Consider the following 25,624-nt stretch of genomic DNA (forward strand, 5'->3'; position numbering starts at 1 on the left):
GACACATCCGGATCAAAAAGTACTGTTCAAACTGCCGCACACAACAGGAACCGCGTAGGGCCCGCTGTCACTCAGCGAAGGCATCACCGCCTCTTTCAGGCGTTGGGTGGTGCTTTTCTGACACACAGGCAAAGGGTAACTCTATGATCAATACGCAGCCGTCCCCTACTCAGAGCGCCTTGCTTCGGCCTGTCGAACCCATCCAGCCGCTCCCCCACAACCCCCAACCGGCCAAGGCCCCTCTCGACAGTACGCCACCCAGCCCACCGAACGTTCACACCGTCGCCGCGCGCGTGCGCCGAGACTTGCAAAACCCAGGCTCCACAGCCGATTCACGCAAAGCGTCAGCCCGCCAATTCGCCGACGCCTTGGTTGAACACGGCGACCAACAACTGGCCATCGCTGTTGCCAACAGCCTTATCCGCCGACGACTGGCCAGCGAGACCCGCGACTCAAGCGAAGGGCTGGACAAGGTCACCGTACCTGCGCATTCCACCTTCGGCCAGGCCTGGTCTGAACTGGCAGACGCACTGGAGTCGGAGCCGTTCAAATCGTTTGCCGAAGCCAATTTGATTGTGACTTCAAACCTGATCATTGGCGCCAACGGCGACCTGACCGAAAAATCCGATGGCAGCATTATCAGTTTCTTCTCCCGCGATAACCCCGAATGGTCAGCCGCCTCAGGCGCTGTATTAGCGGCCGCAAAAAAACTCGCAGGGGCGCGTCATTCAGAGATCTTGTTTTACGGTCGAGAGCACGCATCGGCCAAAAACGTCGCCGCGTTCTACGCTGTGCACCTGGGCCGCATCAACAGCGACGAGACACTGGCCATCGCTGCGCAACTGCTAAGCGCCGCAGGCTTCCCCGCATTGAGCAGCAGCGACCCACTCGATGCCCCTATCAAGCAGCGACAGCGGGAGGCACGCCAGAAAATCGTGGATTTGCCCGCACAAGCGCTCAGGGCGGCACTTGAACCGTTCGCGCCATTGACCGCTGAACAAAAGGTCCGCGAAGCCGATCAGGCGCTGGCGCAACAGGTCAGCCGGGCGTTGATTGAAGGGTTTTCGCAAGCCAGCCATAACCCGGCGTCCGTCACGCTGGAGAACATCCCTGACTATTCGACCTTCAACCAGGTGCGCAAAAACCTTCTTGCCGCACTGAACGGCAAAGCGTTTACAACCTTTGCGCAAGACAACGATCTCGACCCCACCAGCGTGCGCATCAACCCCACAAGTGGTGAGTTGACGGGCAACGTCAGAGGGGTGAACACCACGTTTACACTGAACGACGTATCGGGCTGGGCCGATGCCTGGACCGACATACGCGATGCCGTCGAACAGATGGCGGCGGGGTCTCGTTCGGACGTGACCTACCCTTCCGGCACGTCGGCGCCGCTGTATCAGGTGATGGACTTTTATCACGAAGCCAAGCCGCCTCAACAAAACACGCAAACGCCGAACCTGGAGCAACGCCGGCTTGTAGCCACGCTCAACAGGATCGTCGAAATAAACCAGAACAATGGGTTCCAGGCGTTGCTCGATGCAGACGCTGACAACCCGGTAGCCAGTGCCGTACGGCAACGCCAGCAGGCGGTCATACAGCAATTGGAAGGTACGCCCATTGCACCTTCGGCGTTGGAAACGCTCGCCGCTGCCGTCGCCGCCGACACCCCCGTGCCGGCGGAAAACCCAGCAGCGCCGCTAGACCTGCAGGCCAAAGCTGACAGCGAACTGGCCATCGCCGTGCATCGCGTGATGCTTGAACTCAAAGCCGACCCATCCAAAGCCGCAACAAAAATGATCGATCAGGTCCCGGCCAACAGCCTGTTCGGCCAGGCTCAGGCGAACTTGAACAAGGCGCTGACAGCGCGGGGGATTACCGATTGGTGCCACCAGCACAATTCATCGCTGATCGGCAGTGCCTGGTATGCCCCTAAAGACGCTGCCGACCTGCGTACCAAACAAGCCGACTTTGCCAAACAGTACCCTGAGCATTTCGACGTGATGACTCACATAGATGCCGCCGCAGCGCCCTTCGCAGCCGGTGGCAAGCCGGTCGAACTCAAGCACGGCATGCAGAGCAGCGTACCGTTCGAATGGCTGTGTAATTTTTATGGCATCAGCACCGACCCCGCCAGCGCTGAATTTTCCCGGCAGCTGGAATTGATAGGCCGCACCCAACAATTGCCGGAGCGCTCGGAGCCCCCGCAGAGCACCGTGGCGCGGCTGCAAAAACAACGAACTGCGCTGGGCGACAGCAATGATCGGTATGCATTAATCAAGCAACTGGAAAGCGCCGACATAAGCGATGACGACCAGGCCGACACCATGCGCTTTGTGGTGGACCCGGACTCCTCGCATCACCCCAAAGGCGTCAAAAGGGCCAGGGAGTTTCTTGCGGAAAATAACGGCTACATCCCCCAGTCGAAGGCCGAATCCGACAACCTCATCAAAGCCTTGCGCACGCCGGTGCCCAACGCTCCACCGCTTGGCGACCACTGGGGGTTCCTATCATCGGGTTTACCGCTGAGCACCGAGCAGCGCAGCACGGTGATGGACCATGTAAAGAAACTCATCGCCCCACAGAGCAGCCTTCTTGCCTACCTGAGTGCTGACGATGCCCAGTTCAGCGAAGACCCGGCGCAAGCACTGGAGCAACTGCTCGCCACCGATAAGGCGCTTGAGTTCGCGTCCCACCTGCAAACCAACATGAAGGGCGCGCCCACCCCAAACAGCCTTCTGCAATGGTTGTCGACGGCCTTGGTGCTGGAGCTTGATCCAGCGGCAGGGGAGCGGCGCAATGCCGTTGCAGGGTTTGATTTCATGGATCCCATTCACCAGGGGCTGGATTGCAGCGCGCTTCGTATGCGTTTCATCCAACACTTGACGGACAACAAGCAAATTCCGGCGAATCTCGCGCCGGCCATTGCGCAGTTGTTAATGGCCGGTGCGGCACCGCACCTGCTGGTTAAGGATGTACCGACCACTGTCCATCTCGGCACTCCAGAGTGGGTCAGTTTTGTTACAGCCGTCAACCGAATCGAGCTGACGGCCGTCGGTGCCAGCGCGGGCATGACCTTTGAACACGTCATGGCGCTTCACAGGATCGCTCCGGTGTCTGCGGCTGAAACCCGAATGCAAGCCATTGCACAGATGAACCCCGTGATCGATTGGGCCATCGTCAATAAGCACCTGGCTAAGAATGACAACGATGAATACACCCTGGAACAGATGACAAGCTGCCAGGAAATCCTCAACAAGGAAATCAAGGTAACAGCCGACGCCAAGGACTTTCTGCGTAACACCAAGGCCCCTAGCCGAAGAGAAATGACCCTTGAAGTCTTACGCGAAAAGTTCGGCACCCACATCGACTATGAGAGCCGGCACCTATGGGAAAAAGTCGCGGGCGGAGTCTTTTCCGGTATCAGAGCGAGCATCTGCGAGGTGTACGAGGCCGGCCGTCTGGGTGAAAGCTGGACTTCGGAAATAGCGGGGCTGAACTTCGAAGACCTGCGTGCGCAGGCCGACCAATTGCTTGACATCAACAAGGCGTTCGAGGAGGCCATTGAACAAGACTTCACCCTGCGCAGGGCCCATACGATTACGTTGTTTAAGGACATGCTCAGCAAGTTACCGTTGGAGGAGCGCAATAGCCTCAATTTTGGCGCAGTGGAGTTTTTGCAGGTGGAAGGTGCCGGTAGCGGCATAGTCATGACGTCCGTCCATAAGGGCGTAAGAAGGGACTTCGCGGTTTATCCGGCAGTCGGGCAAATCGTCAGAATCCCCGATATCGACGCCTCTACACCCCTGGGCCAAAAAGTCAGCCTCGCCATCGACACGCAAGCCTTTAAAAACGGTACCGAACCGAGAACGGGCGTCATGTCCGACGTCGTATTAAGGACGCTTGAGCAATTCATACTCGTAAAGTCTGACGACGACGACGACGACAAGAGGCCGTTGCTGCGTGAACAGCAGTTCGGTGAGCATAACGAGGGAGACGTGTCACCCTACTTCGTCCACGATAGAATGGACAACTTGGCCAAAGTGCTGGTGGACACGGCCTACCTGCGCAAAAGTACCTTCGTCGCGACCCAGCGTGGCTTGCACAATGCGGTTGAAAATGGCGTAGAGCCCAGCGATTTCTTGATAGGCCTGCTACACGCTCTGCCGGGCGGCTCCAGCCTTGAAGACATCTATCACGGTGAATATGTAAAGGCCGTGGATGATCTGGCCGTGGATATCTTCATCTACGTGGCCACCGAAGGTGCCGGCAAGTTATGGCGATTGGCGAAAACCGGAGCAGCCTGGGCGGCGACCAAGGTCGCGACCAAGTTCATCGAGAAGTTCGGCACCCAAGCGGTCGAAGACATCGCAGCCAGGGACCTGACCGCGACCAGCACCCGGCAATCGCAAAACGCCTTGAGCCGCATGCAGAGCACCCAGCTTGTTGAGCAAACGGCTGACATGGCCAATGGCAAGCTCGTGCGTTCCGGCACTCAAGAACAGGTCAGGCTCACCGCCGTAAAGCAAGACGGTGAATGGTACGCCTACGACGCCAGAACCGAAGAGGCTTACGGGCCGCCGCTGCAAGGTTTTGTTTCGGACACATCGTCGCCCTTGCGCCAGGAGACCTTCTCGGACGGCACTCAAGCCCTGGTGGCGGACAAGCCCCTGGCGGCCGACGCCTATACGATCCCTCGCGCCAACGGCTTCGATTTGGTCAATGAAGGCAAGGTTTACCGTTACGACTCTCGCAACCCCGGCCTACTGACCGACCTGCAGTCGGCTGATCACTTCAAGCCGCTGGAGGAGTTTGAAGCACTCTGTCCAGCCCCTTCAATCGGCAGTGGCAGGTTTAAACGCGAGGCTAATGACAGCTGTTTTTCCAAGGTCATCGCCAATGTGACCGACCCCTTGAGGCAGGACCTGCAAGCACTCGAACACGTTCGCCTGTTTCCTTCGCCGCCGAAATTGTTCAAGAAAGACCAATTCGTAATTTTCGAAAGACGACGTCTAAAAGTGGTGGAAGGCGAAATGGGTCCCAAGCTGGTCCCCACACTTGAAAACAAACCCATCACCTACAAAACCCAAATCAGTGGCAGTTTCAAACATGACCCCCAGTTCGGTTATTACGGCGCGCAAGCCAGTGATGCATTGGCGCAGGACACGCGCGTGGTCGAACTCAAAAGTATCAGCGCTGAGTGCGACGACAAACGCGAAGTGCGCGGAGTCATTGTTAACAGCCCCGTGGCCGGGAGCGCTGATAAATACCTGGTCATCGAAGCGGATACCGCCGAGTTTTACTACGCGAAACTAGACAACGCGGCGCAGGGTGAGCTCACCTTCACCAAATGCTCGCTTAGCGAGTTGCCATTAGTGCAAGGCTACCGAAATAAATACAGCGCCCTCAAAGGTGTATCCGGCACACCGTTTGACGCCCACTTCATCGCCCTGCCGACATTGAACGACGCCTTCGCGCAGTTGGAGCGATCGAACTACTCAAAAGCAGAGGTGGATGAATTAAAGGAATGGTGCAAAGACCTGACCCCGGAACAACAACGGGAAGTGCTCTACCAATTGCAGCGCACCGAAGCGATTGGCAAGCCGAATATCGCGCTGACACCGACCCGGGTTACCCCCTTGACCAAACCGGTTGATTTCGCAACCTGGCCGGCCGAGCAGCAAAACAAGTTCTATGCAGAGCAAGCCAAAAGCAGTGTGAATCGCAGCATGAAGGCCACAGGCTTGGGGCCCAATAATAAAGTGTTCTCCAAGGCGGATCTCAAGCGTTCGGAAGCGGCAACCATGACACTTACCTGGTTGCGCAAAACCGCACAGAACTCTGCAGAGGGTCATTCGAACCTGATTTTGAAGGCGGGCGTCGGCAACTGTGGAGAAATGGCATTGGTGTCAAAAGACATCATCACCAAAAGCGGTGGTCGTGCTTACGAGTGGCATGCGTCGCAGGAACATGTGTTCACGGTAGTCGGTGGCCCCTCCGAGCTTCCTGCGGGAACGGTCGATTTCTCCGACCCGGTCTGGAAGGATGCCTGGATTGTCGATCCTTGGGCCGATATCGCCTGTCCCGCCCGCGAATACACACGCAAGATCGACGAGGTGATGACCCAATGGGCGCGTGACAAAGTCAGGATTAGAACGGGCCCAAACCAGTTCATAAGCCCACGCGACAAAAACTGGCTGGACGCGCTCGTCTCAAAACCCAAGACTCCCTTCTCTCACGGGTATAACCGCAAAGCGGCCCCTTAACACCGTTGTCGACTAAGCAGGCAAGGCAGGCAGGGGAATAACCGCTTTTGGACATGCTGAAGAATCCTGGAGTCGATACGGGCAACGGGGTGTTCAACAAGGGCATGATCAAGCACGTATTCCCCTTCGCCGTTGGATCAGGCAATACGAATATTCGCAGTAGCCACAGCGCCGGCTGCTGCGGGTATAACCACTGCGGGCTTTTTTCAGTGCAAAAAAGTATCAGTCCCAGTGCGCCCAAGGATTTGTCACACGCCCATTTCAAGGCTGTAATCAACGCACACTCTTCCTGAGACCTTGTAGGAAGACACAACAACAATAACTGTCCTTCTGTAGCCCCCTGGGCGCGGAAATGGAGTGCGCGATGAAGTTCACAGCAAAAGCACTGCTTGTCTCCACCTGCATGACTACCTGCATGACCCTCAGCGCCGTCAGCTTTGGCGCGCAAACCCTGACCATTGCCACCGTCAACAACAGCGACATGATCCGCATGCAAAAGCTCTCGAAAACCTTCGAGACCGAGCACCCGGACATCAAGCTGAACTGGGTGGTGCTTGAAGAGAACGTGCTGCGCCAACGCCTGACCACCGACATTGCCACCCAAGGCGGCCAGTTTGACGTGTTGACCATCGGCATGTACGAAGCTGCACTGTGGGGCGCCAAGGGTTGGCTGGAGCCGATGAAAGACCTGCCGGCGTCCTACGACCTCGACGACGTATTCCCTTCGGTGCGTGACGGCTTGTCGGTCAAAGGCTCGCTGTATGCCCTGCCGTTCTACGCCGAAAGCTCGATCACCTACTACCGCACCGACCTGTTCAAGGGCGCCGGGCTGAGCATGCCCGAGCACCCGACCTGGAGCCAGATCGGCGAATTCGCCGCCAAACTCACCGACAAGAGCAAAGAGCAGTACGGCCTGTGCCTGCGTGGCAAAGCCGGTTGGGGTGAGAACATGGCGCTGATCACCACCCTGGCCAACGGCTACGGCGCGCGCTGGTTCGATGAAAAATGGCAGCCTGAATTCAACGGCCCGGAATGGAAGGACGCGTTGAACTTCTACGTCGACAACATGAAGAAATCCGGCCCGCCGGGTGCTTCCAGCAACGGTTTCAACGAAAACCTCGCGCTGTTCAACAGCGGCAAGTGCGCGATCTGGGTGGACGCCAGCGTGGCCGGTTCGTTCGTCACCGACAAGTCTCAGAGCAAGGTCGCTGACAACGTCGGCTTCACCTTCGCGCCGCACGAGAAGACCGATAAGGGCACCTCGTGGCTGTACTCCTGGAGCCTGGCGATCCCGACCAGTTCCAAGGCCAAGGACGCCGCCAAGGTGTTCACCACCTGGGCAACGTCCAAGGAATACGGCGAGCTGGTTGCCAAGACCGATGGCATTGCCAATGTGCCGCCAGGCACGCGCAAATCGACCTACAGCGACGAGTACCTCAACGCCGCGCCGTTCGCCAAGGTGACCCTCGAATCGCTGAAAGTCGCCGACCCGACCAAACCGACCCTCAAGCCGGTGCCGTATATCGGTATCCAGTTGGTGACCATTCCTGAATTCCAGGCGATTGGTACCCAGGTCGGCAAGTTCTTCTCGGGCGCGCTGACCGGTCAGCAAACGGTGGACCAAGCCTTGACCGCCGCGCAGACCACCACCGAGCGTGAGATGAAGCGGGCCGGTTACCCCAAATAAGGCCGCTTCTCCCCTGTGAATGTGGGAGCCCGCTCCATGAGGTAGCAGCTTTTAGGTGGGAGCTGGCTTGCCTGCGATACAGACACCTCGGTTTGTCATTCAAGCCGAGTAGATGCCATCGCAGGCAAGCCAGCTCCCACAAAAGCCAGCCACACTGACCGCGCTCCGACGCAGATTCTGTACGCTTCTGACTGGCCATGACCACCATGAATACAACACCCAAAAACCGCCTGGCCAACCCCGGCTGGTTCCTCGTCAGCCCCTCGGTGGCCATGCTGCTGCTGTGGATGATCGTGCCGCTGGGCATGACCCTGTACTTTTCGCTGATCCGCTACAACCTGCTCTACCCTGGCGAAAACCAATTCGTGGGGTTGGAAAACTTCACCTACTTCATCACCGACTCGGGCTTCCTGCCTGGCGCCACCAACACCCTGTTACTGGTGGGCAGCGTGCTGCTGATCAGCGTGGTGTTCGGCGTGTTGATCAGTGCGTTGCTGGAGGCCAGTGAGTTTTTTGGCCGTGGCATCGTACGGGTGATGCTGATTTCGCCGTTCTTCATCATGCCCACCGTCGGTGCGCTGATCTGGAAGAACCTGATTTTCCACCCGGTATCGGGGATTCTCGCCGCCGTGTGGAAGCTGTTCGGCGCCGAACCCGTGGACTGGCTGGCGCACTACCCGTTGCTGTCGATCATCATCATTGTGTCGTGGCAGTGGTTGCCCTTCGCCATCCTGCTGCTGATGACCGCCATGCAGTCCCTCGACCAGGAACAAAAAGAAGCCGCACGCCTGGACGGTGCCGGCGCCATCGCGATCTTCTGGCACCTGACCCTGCCGCACCTGGCGCGCCCGATTGCCGTGGTGGTGATGATCGAAACGATCTTTTTGCTCTCGGTGTTTGCCGAAATTTTCACCACCACCAACGGTGGGCCCGGCTACGCCTCGACCAACCTCGCCTACCTGATCTACAACCAGGCGCTGGTGCAGTTCGACGTGGGCATGGCCTCGGCCGGCGGCTTGATAGCCGTGGTCATCGCCAATATCGCGGCGATCATCCTGGTGCGGATGATCGGCAAAAACCTGACTGATAAGCCTTGAGGGCCGCGCCATGACGCTTCAACAATCCCGCCGCCTGCAAAGCCTGTTGCTCGGCACGTTGGCCTGGGCCATCGCGATCCTGATTTTCTTCCCGATCTTCTGGATGGTGCTGACCAGCTTCAAGACCGAAATCGACGCGTTCGCCACGCCGCCGCAGTTCATCTTCACGCCGACGCTGGAGAACTACCTGCACATCAACGAGCGCAGCAACTACTTCGCCTACGCCTGGAACTCGGTGGTGATCTCGTTCAGCGCCACCGCCCTGTGCCTGCTGATCTCGGTGCCGGCCGCCTACTCCATGGCGTTCTATGAAACCAAACGCACCAAGGGCACCTTGCTGTGGATGCTGTCGACCAAAATGCTGCCGCCAGTGGGCGTATTGATGCCGATCTACCTGCTGGCCAAAAGCTTTGGCCTGCTGGATACGCGCATTGCGCTGATCATCATCTACACCCTGATCAACCTGCCGATTGTGGTGTGGATGGTGTACACCTACTTCAAGGACATCCCCAAGGACATCCTCGAAGCCGCACGCCTGGATGGCGCCACCCTGTGGCAGGAAATGGTCCGTGTGCTGCTGCCGATCGCCAAGGGCGGCCTGGCCTCCACCGTGCTGCTGTCGCTGATCCTGTGCTGGAACGAGGCGTTCTGGTCGCTGAACCTGACCTCCTCGAATGCCGCGCCGTTGACCGCGCTGATCGCCTCTTACTCCAGCCCCGAAGGCTTGTTCTGGGCCAAATTGTCCGCCGTTTCGACCCTCGCCTGTGCGCCGATCCTGATCTTTGGCTGGATCAGCCAGAAACAGCTGGTGCGTGGCCTGTCCTTCGGTGCAGTTAAATAATAATTCCAAGCGGAGGCCCATCATGGCCAACCTGAAAATCAAGAATTTGCAAAAAGGCTTCGAAGGTTTCTCGATCATCAAGGGCATTGACCTTGAGGTGAACGACAAAGAATTCGTGGTGTTCGTCGGCCCGTCGGGCTGCGGTAAATCCACCCTGCTGCGTTTGATCGCGGGCCTTGAGGAAGTCACCGAAGGCACCATCGAGCTGGATGGCCGCGATATCACCGAAGTCACCCCGGCCAAACGCGATTTGGCCATGGTATTCCAGACCTACGCGCTGTACCCGCACATGAGCGTACGCAAGAACATGTCGTTTGCCCTGGACCTGGCCGGCGTCGACAAGAAGCGGGTGGAAAGCAAAGTCAGCGAAGCGGCGCGCATTCTCGAACTTGGCCCGTTGCTGGAGCGCAAGCCCAAGCAGCTTTCCGGTGGCCAGCGTCAGCGCGTGGCGATCGGCCGTGCAATCGTGCGTAACCCGAAGATTTTCCTGTTCGACGAACCACTGTCCAACCTCGACGCCGCCCTGCGCGTGCAGATGCGCCTGGAACTCTCGCGCCTGCACAAAGAACTGCAAGCGACGATGATTTACGTGACCCACGACCAGGTCGAGGCCATGACGCTGGCCGACAAGGTGGTGGTCCTCAACAGTGGCCGCGTTGAGCAAGTCGGCTCGCCGCTGGAGCTGTACCACCAGCCGGCCAACCTGTTTGTGGCGGGCTTCCTCGGTACGCCGAAAATGGGTTTCCTCAAGGGCAAGGTGACCCGTGTCGAGGGCCAAAGCTGCGACGTGCAACTGGACGCCGGCATGCTGATCAGCCTGCCAATGAGCGGCGCCACGCTGAGCGTGGGCAGCGCGGTGACGCTGGGCATTCGCCCGGAACACCTGGAAATTGCCTCGCCTGGCCAAACCACCCTGACCGTCACCGCCGACGTCGGCGAGCGCCTGGGCAGCGACACTTTCTGCCACGTCATCACCGCCAGTGGCGAGCCGCTGACCCTGCGCATCCGTGGCGACATGGCCAGCCAATACGGCGAAACACTGCAGCTGCACCTGGACCCGGCGCACTGCCATCTGTTCGACACCGATGGCGTGGCCGTGGCTCGTCCACTGCGCGCTGCCGCCTGATTTCGCGAGACTTGTGATGAAACTGAATAAACAGAACCTCACCCAATTGGCGCCGCACGTGAAAATTCCAGCCTATGCGATTGCCAGCACCACCCAGGGCATCGCGCATATCGGCGTCGGCGGTTTCCACCGCGCGCACCAGGCGTATTACACCGATGCGCTGATGAATACCGGCACGGGCCTGGACTGGAGCATCTGCGGCATCGGCCTGCGCAGCGAGGACCGCAAGGCCCGCGACGACCTGGCCGGCCAGGATTATCTGTTCACCCTGTATGAACTGGGCGATACCGACGACACCGAAGTGCGCGTGATCGGCGCGATCAGCGACATGCTGCTGGCCGAAGACGGTGCCCAGGCGTTGATCGACAAGCTGGCCAGCCCGCAGATTCGCATTGTTTCGCTGACCATCACCGAAGGCGGCTACTGCATCGACGACAGTAACGGCGAGTTCATGGCGCACCTGCCGCAGATCCAGCACGACCTGGCGCATCCCAATGCACCAAAAACCGTGTTCGGGTTTATCTGCGCCGCACTGACCCAACGCCGCGCCGCCGGCACCCCGGCGTTTACCGTGATGTCCTGCGATAACCTGCCGCACAACGGCGCCGTCACGCGCAAGGCGCTGCTGGCATTTGCCGCCCTGCACAACGCCGAGCTGCATGACTGGATCAAGGCCAACGTGAGCTTCCCGAATGCCATGGTCGACCGCATCACGCCGATGACCAGCACCGCCCACCGCCTGCAACTGCACGACGAACACGGCATCGACGACGCCTGGCCGGTGGTGTGCGAGCCGTTTGTGCAGTGGGTGCTGGAAGACAAATTCGTTAACGGCCGCCCGGCCTGGGAAACCGTCGGGGTGCAGTTCACCGATGACGTCACGCCTTACGAAGAGATGAAGATCGGCCTGCTCAACGGCAGCCACCTGGCCCTTACCTACCTGGGTTTTCTCAAGGGTTATCGGTTTGTGCACGACACCATGAATGACCCGGTGTTCGTCGCCTACATGCGCGCCTACATGGACCTGGACGTGACGCCAAACCTGGCGCCGGTGCCGGGCATTGATTTGACCCACTACAAGCAGACGCTAGTGGATCGTTTTTCCAACCAGGCGATTGCCGACCAGTTGGAGCGTGTGTGTTCCGATGGGTCGTCGAAGTTTCCCAAGTTCACGGTGCCGACCATCAATCGCCTGATTGCCGATGGGCGTGAAACCGAACGTGCGGCGTTGGTTGTCGCAGCCTGGGCGCTGTACCTCAAAGGCGTTGATGAAAACGGCGTGACTTACAAGATCCCAGACCCACGTGCCGAGTTCTGCCAGGGGCTGGTGACTGACGACGCGCTGATCAGCCAGCGCCTGCTGGGCGTGGAAGAGATTTTTGGCAAGGCTATTCCCAACTCGCCTGAGTTTGTGGCAGCGTTTGAGCGTTGCTTTGTCAGCTTGCGCGACCACGGTGTCACCGCAACCCTGCAGCAACTGCTGAAGAAACTCGATTAGAAATGTGGGAGCTTGGGAGCTGGCTCCCACACAGACCAGCGTCCACAGTTAATCGGGTTATCAATCCAAGAATAATACTGCTGAGCACTCCTTCATGACCCAGCAAAACCTGTACCTCGGCATCGACTGCGGCACCCAGGGCACCAAAGCCATCGTCCTTGACGCGTCCAGCGGCAAGGTCCTGGGCCTGGGCGCCGCCGCGCATACGTTGATCAGCGGCGCCAATGGCCGCCGTGAACAGCACCCCCAGGAATGGCTGGACGCCTTTACCGAAGCCACCCACCGCGCCCTGCAACAGGCCGGTGTAGACGGCCAGGACATCCTCGGCATCGGCGTCTCCGGCCAGCAGCACGGCCTGGTGCTGCTGGACGCGCAAGGTGAAGTGCTGCGCCCGGCCAAACTCTGGTGCGACACCGAAACCGCGCCGGAGAACGAGCGCCTGCTGGCCTACCTGGGCGGCGAGAGCGGCTCACTGGAACGCCTCGGCGTGGCAATCGCGCCGGGTTATACCGTGTCGAAACTGCTGTGGACCCGCGAACAACACCCGGACGTGTTCGCGCGCATCGCCCATATCCTGCTGCCCCACGACTACCTCAACTACTGGCTCACCGGCCGCGCCGTGGCGGAATACGGCGATGCGTCGGGCACCGGCTACTTCAACGTGCGCAGCCGTGAGTGGGACGTGGCGCTGCTTACGCACATCGACCCGAGCGGGCGCCTGGAAAAAGCCCTGCCGCAATTGATCGCGGCCGATCAAACTGTCGGCACCCTCCTGCCGGCCATCGCCGAACGCCTGGGGATCAACCCCAATGCCAAGGTGTCCAGCGGCGGCGGCGACAACATGATGGGCGCCATCGGCACCGGCAATATCGCCCCCGGCGTGATCACCATGAGCCTGGGTTCGTCCGGCACCGTCTACGCATTTGCCGATCAGCCGAATGTGAGCCCGCAAGCGTCGGTCGCGACCTTCTGCTCATCCAGCGGCGGTTGGCTGCCCTTGATCTGCACCATGAACCTGACCAACGCCACCGGGGTGATTCGCGAGCTGTTCGAGCTTGACCTTGCGACCTTCAACAGCCTGGTTGAGCAAGCGCCGATGGGTGCCGACGGCGTGAGCATGCTGCCGTTCCTCAACGGCGAACGTGTGCCCGCCCTGCCCCACGCCACCGGCAGCGTGCACGGGCTGACCATGACCAACCTGACCCGCGCCAACCTGTGTCGCGCGGCGGTCGAGGGCACCACCTTCGGCCTGCGCTACGGCCTCGACCTGCTGCGCCAGACCGGCCTGCAAAGCCACAGCATCCGCCTGATCGGCGGCGGCTCGAAAAGCCCGGTGTGGCGGCAGATGGTCGCCGATATCATGAACACTGAAGTGGTGTGTACCGAACAAAGCGAAGCCGCCGCCCTCGGCGCGGCGATCCAGGCGGCCTGGAGCCAGTCCGGCGAACCCCTGGCCAGCCTGTGCGACAAATGCGTCAGTGTCGACCCGAGCAGCCGCACGCTGCCGGTGGCGACCCGTGTCATTGCCTATCAACAGGCTTACGAGCGCTACCAGCAGCTCGTGGCAACCCTTTAAGAGCGAACGACTATGTATCTGGTGTGTGGCGAAGCACTGTTTGATTTTTTCAGCGAAGAAGAGGCCAGCGGGCAGGCTTCCAGGGTTAATTACAAGGCCATTGCCGGCGGTTCGCCGTTCAATGTGGCCGTGGGCTTGCGCCGCCTGGGCATTGAGTCCGCGCTGTTGGGTGGCGTGTCCAACGACTTCCTTGGCCAGCGCTTGCAGCAAGTGCTCAAGGACGAAGGCGTCAGCCAGCAGTTTCTGCTTGAGTTCGCCGCGCCGACTACCCTGGCGATGGTTGCCGTGGGCGCCAACGGCTCACCGCAGTACAGCTTTCGCGGCGAAGGCTGCGCTGATCGGCAATTGACCCTTGAGCATCTGCCGACGTTGGGCGATGAGATTCGTGGCCTGCATATCGGCTCCTTCTCCCTGGTGGTGCAGCCGATTGGCGACACCCTGCTGAGCCTGGTCAAGCGCGAAAGCGGCAAACGCCTGATCAGCCTGGACCCCAATGTGCGGCTCAACCCGCAGCCGGATATCCAGCTGTGGCGTGAGCGCGTGGCCGAACTGGTTAAACATGCCGACCTGATCAAGGTCAGCGACGAAGACCTGCACCTGCTCTACCCCGACCAGTCGCCCGAGAGCGTGCTGCAAGGCTGGTTGCAACACCGTTGCCAGTTGGTATTCCTCACCCGTGGCGGTGATGGCGCGACAGTATTCAGCCGCCAGCACGGCAGCTGGTCGCAGCCTGCGGTCAAGGTGGTGATGGCCGACACGGTGGGCGCCGGCGACACCTTCCAGGCTGCGTTGATTGCCTGGCTGACCGAGCAGCAGCTGGATTCGATTGACGGCCTGCAACAGCTGACGCGCGCGCAGATCGACAGCATGCTCGGCTTCGCCATCCGCGCCGCCGCGCTGACCTGCAGCAAGACCGGGCCGGACCTGCCGTATCGCCAGCAGTTGGGCTGAAGCCTGGGTTTCATGAAGGTTTTGTCAGCCAAGGCAAAATTAATCGATGGTTAATCCCGCAAGCCGAGAGTGAAATTGAACTCACTTGCGGAGCACCCTCATGAAACTGCGTACATTGTTATTCACCGCCACCCTGGCCCTTGCAGCAGTATCGGGCATGGCCCAAGCCGACACCGCCGCCAAGCCCGTGCCTTATCAATACGGCACGCCGTTGAACATCGACAAAGTGATCGCCATGCACGAGGAAGACACCGACGCGTGCAAGGTGATCAATGCCGATATCAAATTCGTGGACAAAGCCGGCAAAATCGAAGACGTGGGCTATCGGAAAATGTCCGAAGCCTGTGATTTTCAGAATTGATGGGTACATGGCGCCTGGCGAGCTGCTGTTTCACCCTCTGCGCCGCCGCCCGGCCCTGTGACAAGGCCGGGCCAGCCGTGCGACTTCGGCAAAACCCGCGCAAAACCCTGCAAACAGGTAGGCAACTTCTAACATCCCGCAAGATAAAACCTAAAGCCCTGTAGGTTTTATCTGCGACTCGCGCAATTAATCCATCGTTAATACCCGCAGACGACAGTGCGCTCGCTCGCCTCAACAGGCTGGCCGCCGGTTCATCACATCGATGCACCGAATCACTGACAGAGACACACAATGAAACTGCAAACCTTGTTCTTCCTGAGCAGCGCCCTGACGCTGGCCACCGCTGCGGGGTTGGCTCAGGCTGCGTCCAGCGCTGTGCCCTATGAGTATGGTATGCCCATGGATATCCAAAAAGTGATTGCGATGAAAGAACCGCAGACCAACGAATGCCAAGTCATAACGGCAACTATCAAATTCGTGGACACGGCGGGTGAGGTGCAGAACGTGAGTTATCCGAAGATGTCCGAAGCGTGCTTGTTTCAGAACTGAAGACAGCAAAAGAAACCGCATTGGGCCTGGCGATTACCAGGCCCACAGGTCGTAGGTGAATCACTCCCAAACACTTGGCTGACTAGTAGCCGCGCCCCGCCACTCTTTGCTGAGCAGGCGCCTGGGTGTGCTTGAGGTCCTCGCGCAACCCGCAGATCAGGTTGCAAATGGCTCGACTGCTGTCGAGTTTTTCCGCGTTGATACCTTTGACTTCCAAATCTACCCGGTCACGGTCGCGGTCGTCATAAACCTTGATCGTCAACGAGGCGTCTTCGGCTTTGGTGCATTCACACCGCTTGGGCAGGAAACTTCCTTCAATAATGCTGCGTAGTTCCAGTTCCGAAAGCATGGCCAACCTCTCCTTTCTTGAGACTGCCAACAGATTTTTTGTGTGTCCGGCAGGTGCAAGCCCGCCACGTCTTACCGACCTTGGCAGACGCTTACAGTCAATAAGCCTACTCGGCAAAAACCGTTCTTGTTGTAACTTTTCCTCATAAGCGCAACGACCCGTTATATAAGGCGGTTTGTGTAGCCAGTATCGTCGTCGAACCGCGTCGATTAAACGTTTATGCACTAAATTAAACATTGCGCCGCGACTCTCTCTGCAACATGTCGCAAACTATCAAAGTTGATATTGGCCCCGGAATTCACCGCCACCAGGGTCTGCCCGCGCACGCCGTTTTGGCTGACGTACTTGCAAATGCCCGCCACCGCCAGTGCGCCGGAAGGCTCGGTGATGGAGCGCGTATCGTCGTAGATCAGCTTGATGGCGCTGCACAGTTGGTCATTGCTGACGGTGATCACTTCATCGACCCAATCGCGGCAGATCTCAAAGCCAAAGGCGCCGATCTGTGCCACGGCAGTGCCATCGGCAAACCCGTCGACACTGGGCAGCACCACTCTTTCCCCGGCGCGCAAGGCGGCCAGCAGGCAACTCGAGCCCTCGGGTTCGACCCCGACGATGCGCACCTCGGGCCGCAGGTATTTGACATAGGCGGCAATCCCGGCGATCAGACCGCCGCCGCCCACCGGTACGAAGATCGCGTGCAGCGGGCCTTGTTGCTGACGCAGTATTTCCATGGCCACAGTGCCTTGGCCGGCGATCACATCGGGGTCATCGAACGGCGAAACAAAGGTGCAACCCGTTGCTTGGGCCAATTGCAGCGCGTGGGCCAGGGCAAACGGAAAGCTTTCGCCATGCAACACTGCTTCGGCGCCCCGGGAACGCACGCCCAGCACCTTCAATTCCGGCGTGCTGCACGGCATGACGATGCTGGCCTTGATCCCCAGCTCACGCGCCGCCAGCGCCACGCCCTGCGCATGATTACCCGCCGAGGCGGTCACCACGCCACAGGCTTTGTGCTTATCGCCGAGTTGCACCAGCTTGTTGTAGGCGCCACGGATCTTGAAGGAAAACGTCGGCTGCAAATCTTCCCGTTTGAGCAGCACCTGATTGCCCAGTAGCGCCGACAGCGCAGGCGCCGGTTGCAAGGGCGTGCGCACTGCCACGTCGTAGACCGGGGCGGCGAGGATCTTTTTCACGTAGTGCTCAAGCAGCCCGGTAGTGGCGGTTTGCGCGGCGCGGTGGGTACTCATGGGCGTCTCCTGGTGTTGGTGTGCTGCCCAGGAGTCGGAAAAACAAAACCCGCCTCTAGGGCGGGTTGGGGTGCAGCCGTGTGCTATCCCGCCAAATGAGGAATGGCGGTAATAATAATGCTCGGCTGGCGGCGCAAGGCTTGAAATGTCATGCAAAGAAATTAACCGGCGGTGGTTGGGCAAGTCAATGGCCTGTCGCCATTTAGCCGGTTGGGGTTTACGAGCGATATACGAAACGTATACGCTTTGTATATCCATCTAATACAGTGAACACCATGGGCATCGTCAAGATCACCGACCAATTGCACGAACAGTTACGCCTGGCCAGCGCCGCCATGGACCGCTCCATCAATGCCCAGGCCGAGTTCTGGATCAAGATCGGCCTGCTGGCCGAACTCAACCCGCACCTGCCCTACAACGAGCTGATCAACAAGCTGTTGCTGGACAAACCCGACCTGATCCGAGGGCGCGGCTGATGATCAAGACTCCCGCACAACTGGCGGTGATGCGCGAATCCGGGCGCCTGCTGGCCCAGGTGTTCAGCATGCTCGACGGTTTTGTCGCTGCCGGGCGCTCGACCCTGGAGCTGGACAGCGCCGTCGAGGCCTTCATCCGCAACGACCTCAACGCCCGCCCGGCGAGCCTTGGGCAATACGACTACCCCTTTTGCATCAACACCTCGATCAACGAAGTGGTGTGCCATGGCATGCCCAGCGCCAAGGAGGTGTTGAAAGACGGCGACATCATCAACATCGATATCACTCTGGAAAAAGGCGGCTTTATCGCTGACTCCAGCAAGATGTACATGATCGGCAACGTGGCGCCCAAGGCCCGGCGCCTGGTGGAACAGACCTTCGAAGCCATGTGGGCGGGCATTCGCCAGGTTCGCCCCGGCGCCCGCCTGGGCGATATCGGCCATGCGATCCAGAGCCATGCGCAAGCCAGCGGCTACAGCGTCGTGCGTGAGTATTGCGGCCACGGCATCGGCCGACAGATGCACGAGGAGCCCCAAGTGCTGCACTTCGGCCGCCCCGGCACCGGGCTGGAACTGCGCGAAGGCATGGTGTTTACCATCGAGCCGATGCTCAACCAGGGCAGCGCCAAGGTGCGCGACCTCAAGGATGGCTGGACGGTGGTGACCAAGGACAACAGCCTGTCGGCGCAGTGGGAACACACCGTGGCGGTGACGGCGGGCGGCTTTGAGGTGCTGACACTGCAACCGCACGCCGACGCATAACCTGTGGAAGCTGGCTTGCCCTAATGCCAGTCAGTTAAGCGCAGATCCCCTGTGGGAGCGGGCTTGCTCGCGAAAGCGGTGGGTCAGTCAACATCAATGTTTGCTGGGCCGACGTCTTCGCGGGCAAGCCCGCTCCCACATTTGATCTTCGCTGCTTTGAGCATTTCGTTCGCTTAACTGACTGGCATCAGGGCTTGCCCCGCGTTGGGCTGCGCAGCAGCCCCAGTTAAGGCACAGGATGTTTCATGAAAGAACTCAGCGTCTGGTGTGGGGCTGCTTCGCCGCCCAACGCGGGGCAAGCCCGCTCGCCACAGAGGAATTTGGCCACCTTACCTGTCAGCTCCCACAAGCTGCAGTGGGTTCACGCGCGACTGGCGCCGCCGGCTATGCGCTTGAGCCCGAACACCATCAACCCCGCCCCCACTCCCATTGCCACCATCAACAACGGGTACGACACCCACCACGGCGTGCCCGCCGTCATCATGCTGAACTCCGACATCCCGCCCACGCTGGCAATCAGGTTGAGCGGCAGAAACACCACGTTGATCAACGTCAGCTTGCGCAACAGGTTGTTCATGCTGTTATTCATCAGGTTGCCGCGAGCATCGATCAGCCCGGAAAACACGTTGGAGTAGATCTCCGCCTGCTTGTAGCACTGGTGGTTCTCAATGATCAGGTCATCGATCAAGCCCAGCACTTCGGCGCTGAAATGCTCCTTTTCCGCGTGGTTGCGCAACCGCGACAACACCGCGCCATTGCTGTGCAGCGCGTTGATGTAATAGATCAAACTCTCACTGAGGTTGAACATCTGCATCAGGTGCTGGTTGCTCATCGACGCGTTGAACTGTTGCTGCAACTCCCGCGCCACCAGCTTGATTACCTTGAGGTGACCCAGGTAGTGGTGAATGTTGTTAAGCAGCAGATCAAGCAACACATCCAGTGGCGTATGCAACGGCCGGCGTGCGCCGAGCCCGGACAACGGGGTGTCATCCGTGGCGATCACCAGCAAGCGGCCAGGCGAAAACAACAGCCCGCAGGAGGCCACTTCGAACATCAGGCTGCCGCCGCCCGAGTAATTCTCCGGGCGTTTCCAGATCAGGAACAGGTTATCGGGGTGAAACTCGATGCGTGAGACTTCATCCGGGTCCAGCGCCGAGGCCAGGGCGTGTTCGTCGAGCTTGTGCTGCTCGCGCAGCCACTCGCGTTCGGCCGCGTCCGGGTTGTTGAACAGCATGATTGCAGCGTCGTCCTTGTCCGCTTTGCACAGTTTTCCCTCGGCCAGTTCAAAGCGCTGGATCATCGCGCGTCACCAGCCCTGGCCCTGGCGTTTCAACTCCAGCCGCCGTACGAACTCCTCCAGCACCAGCGCATACAGGTCGTCTTGCAAATAGGCATCTTCGATACCGGCGTCCATGTTCGGGTTGTCGTTGACCTCGATCACCACCACTTTGTCGCCGGACTGTTTGAGGTCGACGCCATAAAGGCCATCGCCGATCAGGTTGGCGGTTTTCACCGCCAGTTCCACCACCGCCTTGGGCGCTTCGTGGACCGCCAGCGTGCGGCATTCGCCGTTGATGTCCTGGCCGATGGCCTTGTGGTTATAAATCTGCCAATGGCCTTTGGACATGAAGTACTGACAGGCAAAGATCGGCTTGCGGTTGAGCACGCCAATGCGCCAGTCGTACTCGGTGTAGAAAAACTCCTGGGCCAGCAACAGCACCGAATGTTCGAACAACTCGGCGGTAGCCTTGAGCAGAGCTTCCTGGCTTTCCACCTTGATCACGCCGCGCGAGAAGCAACCGTCGGGGATCTTCAACACCAACGGGAAGCCCAGGCGCTCGCCAACCCGTTCGAAGTCCTCCGGTCGCTCCTTGTAGAGAATCTCGGTGGCGGGCATGCCCAGTTGATGGCTGTTGAGCAGGTCAGTGAGGTAGACCTTGTTGGTACAGCGCAGGATCGACGCCGGGTCGTCCATCACCACCAGGCCTTCGCTTTCGGCTTTTTTGGCGAAGCGGTAAGTGTGGTTGTCGACACTGGTGGTCTCGCGGATCAGCAAGGCGTCGTACTCGGCCACGCGTGAATAATCCTTGCGCTCAATCAGCTCCACATCGATGCCCAGGCCCTTGCCGACCCGCACAAAGTTTTCCAAAGCACGGGCATTGGACGGCGGCAGTTGTTCCTGCGGGTCGTGAAGAATCGCCAGGTCATACCGCGCCAAGCGGCGTGAGCGCGGCTGGCGCCAGATCTTGCGGCTGAAGTTGTCGAGGGCGTGGGCGAACTGGTCTTCCTGGTCATCGCGCAACTTGTGCAACACGCCGGACTTGACCCCGTCGATGTGCCAGCCATTGTGTTTGCGAAACTCAACTAACAAGATCGGGCACGGAAAGGTTTCAAATAACTGGCGGGCCAACTCTTGCAGCGGCTCTATATTGGTTCGGCCAAAATAAAGTGTCAGGGTAAAGCCTTCGGTATTGCTGTAAAGGTGATGGCTCAAGGCTTTATCGAGGGTTTTATCCAGGTGGTCCAGCGACAAGCCATACAGCGACTTTTTAGTCAGTTCACTGATGGTGCGCACCGACGGAATCACCTTGTGCCCGCGCGCTTCGGCCAGCAACGAGCAGTAGTAGCCGTGCCCCAGGTACTTGTAGCTGCGGCACAGGTTGATGACCTGCACACGCTTGCCCGTCTCGCTTTCACGGGTTTGCTCAAGGTATTCCTGCGCCGTCACGATGTCTTCGCTGGGAAAGTAGGAGGCCCAATCTTCCTTGCGTTCGACAATGATCACCACTTGACTGGACCCTTTGCTCGCGACCGATAAATAACCGTTGGAAGTTATTGTCGCCGCGACGTTTTGCTCGGATACTTCACGCCAATGACCTTGTACCGCTGACATAATATTTGATCCGCTTTAGAGAACTCGACCTTTTCTATTAAGCACGATCTTTTAGAGAAGTCCCGTTTCGTTACGCAACTTTTACGGCGGTCATATGGCTCTTTCCTTTCGCGTTGCAATACCCGCTGATGTGCCCGAACTGGTCGCGCTGGAACAGCACTGTTTCACCACCGACCGGCTCTCGCCGCGCAGTTTCCAGTGGATGATCAACCGTGCCCATGGCCAGTTACTGGTGGCGGAAAACGACGCGCACTTGCTCGGTTATGCACTGGTGTTGTTCCATCGCGGCACCTCGCTGGCGCGCCTGTACTCCATCGCCATCGCCGAGCACGCGCGCGGCATGGGCTTGGGCAAGCAGTTGCTGACGCGCATCGAGGCCTGCGCCCTGGAACATGACTGCGCCTACCTGCGTCTGGAAGTGCGCACCGACAACCCCGGTGCCCTGGCGCTGTACGAGCGCAATGGCTATCGCCGCTTTGCGCTGATCAATGACTATTACGAAGATCACACCGCCGCTATTCGCCTGGAAAAACGCATCCTCCAGCACCAGGTCGCACGCCCCCAGAGCGTGCCGTATTACCAGCAGACCACCGACTTCACCTGTGGCGCCGCGTGCCTGCTGATGGCCATGGGTGCGTTGCTGCCAGGGCGGGTGGCCGGGCGGCGCGAAGAACTGCAGATCTGGCGTGAAGCCACCACCGTGTTCATGACCGCCGGCCACGGCGGCTGCAGCCCGCAAGGCTTGGCTTTGGCGGCCTGGCGCCGGGGTTTTCGGGTGCGTATGCAGGTGAATGTACGCGGGCCGTTGTTTCTCGATGGCGTGCGCGACCCGCACAAAAAGGACGTGATGCGCTTAGTGCACGAAGCGTTTGAAGAGGAATTGGCCGGCAGCGACGTCGAACAGATACTCGGCGGCGCCCTGGATTTACCCCAGGTCTTGCACGCCGGCGGGCAGCCGCTGGTGCTGATCAGCAGCTACCGCCTCACCCGTTCCAAGTCGCCGCACTGGGTGATGGTCACCGACTGCGACGAAGAGTTCGTCTACCTGCACGACCCCGATGTGGACCACAGCCAGCATCGCCAGCCCCTGGACTGCCAGCATCTGCCGGTCAGCCATGGAGAGTTCGAGCGCATGTGTCGTTTTGGCAGCAACCAATTGCGCGCGGCGGTGGTGCTGTTCAAGCCACCTGCTTGACCCCGGCCTTGGCTTCCAGCTCGCGCACCAGTGGCAGGACGCGCTGGCCGAAGTATTCGACTTCCTCCTGAAAGTGCAGGAAGCCGGCCAATATCAGGTCCACGCCCACAGCCTTGAGCGCGACAATGCGCTCGGCGATCTGCTGCGGCGTGCCAATCAGGTTGGTCTTGAAGCCGTCGTTGTATTGCACCAGGTCCTCGAAGCTGGACTTGGCCCAGTTGCCCTCGCCTTCCGGTGAGGCCTTGCCCGCCTGTTTGGCCGCATCGCCAAACGCATTCACCGCCTCGGGGTCGGCCTTGTCGATGATTTCGGCGAGCACGGCGCGGGCTTCTTCTTCGGTGTCGCGGGCGATCACAAAGGCGTTTACCCCCACCTTCACCGAATGGTGATTGGCCGCGGCCTTGGTGCGGATGTCGTCAACCTGGGCCTTGATGCCTTCGGGCGTGTTGCCGTTGGTGAAGTACCAGTCCGACACGCGTGCCGCCATGTCCCGCGCCGCCCGTGAGCTGCCGCCCTGGAACACTTCCGGCTGGCCGAGTGGCTTGGGTTTGAGGCTGTAATTGTTGAAGCGGTAGAAGTCACCCTTGAACGTGAAATCGTCCTGGCTCCAGATGCCTTTGAGGGCGCGGATAAACTCCTCGGAGCGGCGATAACGTTCGTCGTGTTCCAGCCAGGGCTCGCCGATGGCCTGGAATTCGCCCTTGAACCAGCCACTGACGATATTCACCGCGATGCGCCCGTTGGTGAGCTGGTCGATGGTCGCCAGTTGTTTGGCTGCCAACGCCGGCTGCCAAGGGCCAGGCAGGATCGCCGCGATCACCTTGAGCGTGGTGGTCGCCGCCAGCAACGCATGGCTGAACGCGACGGACTCATGCTGGTTGTCGGCGCCGTAACCGGCGGTGAAGCGAATTTGCGTCAGGCCATATTCGAAGCCGGCCGCCTCGGCCAACTGCGCAAGCTTGCGGTTGTAGTCAATGCCCCAGTGAGTGCGCTGTTCGATCTTGCTGACCACCAGCCCACCGCTGACGTTGGGTACCCAATAGGCAAATTTCACGGCTTGCTGACTCATCTGGCAGTACCTCGCAGGAAAGGATGTAACCAGGCTTGAGCAGCAAGCGTGCCAGACCGCATCAAAGCACCACCCCATGGGCGTTGTGGCGCGTATCGCGGTGGTGATTACCAAGCGGGCGAATGTCGCGCAGGGCCTTGATTTGTCGATTGACTGTTGCTGGAGCAACAGCAGTTGGGCTCCAGCCCCAGCAAATGCGGGCTGCGCCGCCCGGCACGAACTGTGCAATCCGCTAAGCATTGATCACTGCCCAGGAGCCGTATCCCATGACCGAGCAACATGTCATCAACCCGCTGTCCATCGGCGTCGATTACCCCACACTTGCCGCGCGCTTTCGGCCGATCTTCCAGCGCATCGCCGAAGGTGCCGTGGCGCGTGAACAGGCGCGCGCCCTGCCCTATGAGCCGATTGAGTGGCTCAAACACGCAGGGTTTGGCGCGGTGCGGGTGCCGGTGGAATACGGTGGCGGCGGCGCGTCCCTGCCGCAATTGTTTGAGCTGCTGATCGAACTGGCGGCGGCCGACTCCAATGTGCCCCAGGCGCTGCGCGGGCACTTCGCCTTTGCCGAGGACCGCCTGAACGCGCCACCTGGCGCGGGTCGCGACCTGTGGTTCAAGCGTTTTGTCGACGGCGATATCGTCGGCTGCGCCTGGACCGAAATCGGTAACGTGGCGATCGGCGATGTGGTCACTCAGGTCAGCCCGGATGGCGACAACTGGAAGCTCAACGGCGAAAAGTTCTACAGCACCGGAAGCATTTTCTCGGACTGGATCGACGTGTACGCCCAGCGCAGCGACACCGGCGCCGACGTGATCGCCGCCACCCGCACGCGCCAGCCTGGCGTGGTGCAACGTGATGACTGGGACGGGTTCGGCCAGCGCACCACGGGCAGCGGCACCACGCGATTTACCGATGCGGTGGTTGAGGCCGACAACGTGATCGACTTTGCTACCCGCTTCAAATACCAGACCGCGTTTTACCAATTGGTGCTGCTGGCGAGCCTGGCCGGCATCGGCCGTGCGGCGCTCAGCGACGTGGCGCAGCAGGTGCGCAGCCGCAAACGCATCTACAGCCATGGCAATGCGGCGCATGTCAGCCAGGACGCGCAGGTTCAGCAAGTGGTGGGCGAAGTGGCCGCCCTGGTGTATGCCGCCGAGGCCAGTGCGTTGAAAGCTGCGGTGCCGGCGCAACGGGCTTACTTGGCACGATTTGCCGGGGATGCGCTGGCTGAGCGTGAGGCGAACGTGGCTGCCGAGATTGAATCGGCGACAGCGCAGGTGGTGGTGTCGGAGCTGATCCAGCGTGCTACCAGTGAGCTGTTCAATGCGCTGGGGGCGTCGGATGTGCGCCAGGGTAAATCCCTTGATCGCCATTGGCGCAATGCGCGGACTGTGTCGTCGCATAACCCGGTGATCTACAAGGCGCGGATTGTGGGGGATTGGGTGATCAATGAAACCGAGCCGCCGTTTGTGTGGCAGATCGGGAATGGACCCGTAAAAGCCTGATGCGGACTACCTGTGGGGCTTGCTCGCCAATGCAGTGGGTCAGTCAACTCATCTGTAACTGACCGACCGTATTCGCGAGCAAGCCCGCTCCCACAGTTGACCGAGTATGGCTCTGCTGTTGCTGTTGCTGTTGCTGTTGCTGTTGCTGTTGCTGTTGCTGTTGCTCTGGCCCTTACA

The 25,624-nt window shown here is 59.7% G+C and carries 19 protein-coding genes; 14 read left to right on the forward strand and 5 right to left on the reverse strand.

Features of this window, described 5'->3' with window-relative positions:
- Positions 1-143: 143 nt before the first annotated feature.
- From QF043_RS15245 to QF043_RS15290, 10 genes are all read left to right on the forward strand, one after another.
- Entirely contained in the window at positions 144-6,266 is a 6,123-nt protein-coding gene (locus tag QF043_RS15245) for a hypothetical protein (protein WP_307419177.1), read from the forward strand.
- Positions 6,267-6,669: 403 nt separating this feature from the next.
- Complete coding sequence (locus tag QF043_RS15250) at positions 6,670-7,953, forward strand: sugar ABC transporter substrate-binding protein (RefSeq protein ID WP_373460782.1); 1,284 nt, start codon at positions 6,670-6,672, stop codon at positions 7,951-7,953.
- Positions 7,954-8,159: 206 nt separating this feature from the next.
- Positions 8,160-9,050, forward strand: coding sequence for a carbohydrate ABC transporter permease (locus QF043_RS15255; protein WP_056859283.1), 891 nt, complete (start codon positions 8,160-8,162; stop codon positions 9,048-9,050).
- A gap of 10 nt (positions 9,051-9,060) precedes the next feature.
- Positions 9,061-9,891, forward strand: coding sequence for a carbohydrate ABC transporter permease (locus QF043_RS15260; RefSeq protein WP_138817479.1), 831 nt, complete (start codon positions 9,061-9,063; stop codon positions 9,889-9,891).
- Between the two features lie 22 nt (positions 9,892-9,913).
- Entirely contained in the window at positions 9,914-11,017 is a 1,104-nt protein-coding gene (locus QF043_RS15265) for an ABC transporter ATP-binding protein (RefSeq protein ID WP_307419180.1), read from the forward strand.
- A gap of 16 nt (positions 11,018-11,033) precedes the next feature.
- Positions 11,034-12,515 (forward strand): mannitol dehydrogenase family protein, encoded by a 1,482-nt coding sequence (locus QF043_RS15270; RefSeq protein WP_307419182.1) that lies wholly within the window; start codon positions 11,034-11,036, stop codon positions 12,513-12,515.
- A gap of 94 nt (positions 12,516-12,609) precedes the next feature.
- Entirely contained in the window at positions 12,610-14,091 is a 1,482-nt protein-coding gene (gene xylB / locus QF043_RS15275; RefSeq protein WP_307419183.1) for a xylulokinase, read from the forward strand.
- Positions 14,092-14,103: 12 nt separating this feature from the next.
- Entirely contained in the window at positions 14,104-15,042 is a 939-nt protein-coding gene (locus QF043_RS15280; RefSeq protein WP_307419184.1) for a carbohydrate kinase, read from the forward strand.
- A 100-nt stretch (positions 15,043-15,142) separates the two neighbouring features.
- Positions 15,143-15,403, forward strand: coding sequence for a DUF2790 domain-containing protein (locus QF043_RS15285; protein ID WP_056859278.1), 261 nt, complete (start codon positions 15,143-15,145; stop codon positions 15,401-15,403).
- Positions 15,404-15,694: 291 nt separating this feature from the next.
- Positions 15,695-15,952 (forward strand): DUF2790 domain-containing protein, encoded by a 258-nt coding sequence (locus QF043_RS15290; RefSeq protein WP_307419185.1) that lies wholly within the window; start codon positions 15,695-15,697, stop codon positions 15,950-15,952.
- 82 nt (positions 15,953-16,034) lie between these two features.
- Here the strand turns inward: QF043_RS15290 and QF043_RS15295 are convergent, their stop codons facing one another.
- Together QF043_RS15295 and ilvA are read right to left on the reverse strand one after the other, a co-directional pair.
- Positions 16,035-16,301 (reverse strand): DUF1652 domain-containing protein, encoded by a 267-nt coding sequence (locus QF043_RS15295; protein WP_307419186.1) that lies wholly within the window; start codon positions 16,299-16,301, stop codon positions 16,035-16,037.
- A gap of 224 nt (positions 16,302-16,525) precedes the next feature.
- On the reverse strand, positions 16,526-17,548 hold the full coding sequence (gene ilvA / locus QF043_RS15300; RefSeq protein WP_307419188.1) for a threonine ammonia-lyase, biosynthetic: 1,023 nt from the start codon (positions 17,546-17,548) through the stop codon (positions 16,526-16,528).
- 275 nt (positions 17,549-17,823) lie between these two features.
- Here ilvA and QF043_RS15305 point away from each other — a divergent pair, with 275 nt between their 5' ends.
- Both QF043_RS15305 and map read left to right on the forward strand, forming a co-directional pair.
- Complete coding sequence (locus QF043_RS15305; RefSeq protein WP_017135045.1) at positions 17,824-18,024, forward strand: ParD-like family protein; 201 nt, start codon at positions 17,824-17,826, stop codon at positions 18,022-18,024.
- On the forward strand, positions 18,024-18,785 hold the full coding sequence (gene map, locus QF043_RS15310; protein ID WP_307419189.1) for a type I methionyl aminopeptidase: 762 nt from the start codon (positions 18,024-18,026) through the stop codon (positions 18,783-18,785). The genes QF043_RS15305 and map overlap by 1 nt, the downstream gene beginning before the upstream one ends.
- Before the next feature lie 361 nt (positions 18,786-19,146).
- Here map and QF043_RS15315 read toward each other — a convergent pair whose 3' ends face one another.
- Both QF043_RS15315 and QF043_RS15320 read right to left on the reverse strand, forming a co-directional pair.
- Positions 19,147-20,085: a magnesium transporter CorA family protein gene (locus QF043_RS15315; RefSeq protein WP_307419190.1), complete on the reverse strand. Its 939-nt coding sequence runs from the start codon at positions 20,083-20,085 to the stop codon at positions 19,147-19,149.
- A 6-nt stretch (positions 20,086-20,091) separates the two neighbouring features.
- Positions 20,092-21,678, reverse strand: a complete 1,587-nt coding sequence (locus QF043_RS15320) for a RimK family protein (RefSeq protein ID WP_307419191.1) — start codon at positions 21,676-21,678, stop codon at positions 20,092-20,094.
- Positions 21,679-21,772: 94 nt separating this feature from the next.
- On the opposite strand from QF043_RS15320, the gene QF043_RS15325 reads away from it, so the two are divergent.
- Positions 21,773-22,873: a GNAT family N-acetyltransferase/peptidase C39 family protein gene (locus QF043_RS15325; protein WP_307419192.1), complete on the forward strand. Its 1,101-nt coding sequence runs from the start codon at positions 21,773-21,775 to the stop codon at positions 22,871-22,873.
- On the opposite strand, the gene sfnG is transcribed toward QF043_RS15325, so the two are convergent.
- Positions 22,857-23,942 (reverse strand): dimethylsulfone monooxygenase SfnG, encoded by a 1,086-nt coding sequence (gene sfnG / locus QF043_RS15330; RefSeq protein ID WP_307419193.1) that lies wholly within the window; start codon positions 23,940-23,942, stop codon positions 22,857-22,859. The two genes, QF043_RS15325 and sfnG, sit on opposite strands and share 17 nt — an antisense overlap.
- A gap of 266 nt (positions 23,943-24,208) precedes the next feature.
- On the opposite strand from sfnG, the gene QF043_RS15335 reads away from it, so the two are divergent.
- Positions 24,209-25,447: an acyl-CoA dehydrogenase family protein gene (locus QF043_RS15335; RefSeq protein ID WP_307419194.1), complete on the forward strand. Its 1,239-nt coding sequence runs from the start codon at positions 24,209-24,211 to the stop codon at positions 25,445-25,447.
- The last annotated feature ends 177 nt before the right edge of the window (positions 25,448-25,624 follow it).

Origin of the sequence: Pseudomonas sp. W3I7 (assembly GCF_030816095.1) — a bacterium.
GTDB classification, from domain to species: domain Bacteria; phylum Pseudomonadota; class Gammaproteobacteria; order Pseudomonadales; family Pseudomonadaceae; genus Aquipseudomonas; species Aquipseudomonas salomonii.

Coding starts and splice junctions, on each gene's coding strand:
- QF043_RS15305 (WP_017135045.1), top strand. CDS start 17,824: ATGGGCATCGTCAAGATCACCGACCAATTGCACGAACAGTTACGCCTG.
- QF043_RS15265 (WP_307419180.1), top strand. CDS start 9,914: ATGGCCAACCTGAAAATCAAGAATTTGCAAAAAGGCTTCGAAGGTTTC.
- QF043_RS15315 (WP_307419190.1), bottom strand. CDS start 20,085: ATGATCCAGCGCTTTGAACTGGCCGAGGGAAAACTGTGCAAAGCGGAC.
- QF043_RS15335 (WP_307419194.1), top strand. CDS start 24,209: ATGACCGAGCAACATGTCATCAACCCGCTGTCCATCGGCGTCGATTAC.
- QF043_RS15295 (WP_307419186.1), bottom strand. CDS start 16,301: ATGCTTTCGGAACTGGAACTACGCAGCATTATTGAAGGAAGTTTCCTG.
- QF043_RS15245 (WP_307419177.1), top strand. CDS start 144: ATGATCAATACGCAGCCGTCCCCTACTCAGAGCGCCTTGCTTCGGCCT.
- QF043_RS15270 (WP_307419182.1), top strand. CDS start 11,034: ATGAAACTGAATAAACAGAACCTCACCCAATTGGCGCCGCACGTGAAA.
- QF043_RS15320 (WP_307419191.1), bottom strand. CDS start 21,678: ATGTCAGCGGTACAAGGTCATTGGCGTGAAGTATCCGAGCAAAACGTC.
- QF043_RS15285 (WP_056859278.1), top strand. CDS start 15,143: ATGAAACTGCGTACATTGTTATTCACCGCCACCCTGGCCCTTGCAGCA.
- QF043_RS15280 (WP_307419184.1), top strand. CDS start 14,104: ATGTATCTGGTGTGTGGCGAAGCACTGTTTGATTTTTTCAGCGAAGAA.
- QF043_RS15255 (WP_056859283.1), top strand. CDS start 8,160: ATGAATACAACACCCAAAAACCGCCTGGCCAACCCCGGCTGGTTCCTC.
- QF043_RS15325 (WP_307419192.1), top strand. CDS start 21,773: ATGGCTCTTTCCTTTCGCGTTGCAATACCCGCTGATGTGCCCGAACTG.
- QF043_RS15250 (WP_373460782.1), top strand. CDS start 6,670: ATGACTACCTGCATGACCCTCAGCGCCGTCAGCTTTGGCGCGCAAACC.
- map (WP_307419189.1), top strand. CDS start 18,024: ATGATCAAGACTCCCGCACAACTGGCGGTGATGCGCGAATCCGGGCGC.
- xylB (WP_307419183.1), top strand. CDS start 12,610: ATGACCCAGCAAAACCTGTACCTCGGCATCGACTGCGGCACCCAGGGC.
- ilvA (WP_307419188.1), bottom strand. CDS start 17,548: ATGAGTACCCACCGCGCCGCGCAAACCGCCACTACCGGGCTGCTTGAG.
- QF043_RS15260 (WP_138817479.1), top strand. CDS start 9,061: ATGACGCTTCAACAATCCCGCCGCCTGCAAAGCCTGTTGCTCGGCACG.
- QF043_RS15290 (WP_307419185.1), top strand. CDS start 15,695: ATGAAACTGCAAACCTTGTTCTTCCTGAGCAGCGCCCTGACGCTGGCC.
- sfnG (WP_307419193.1), bottom strand. CDS start 23,942: ATGAGTCAGCAAGCCGTGAAATTTGCCTATTGGGTACCCAACGTCAGC.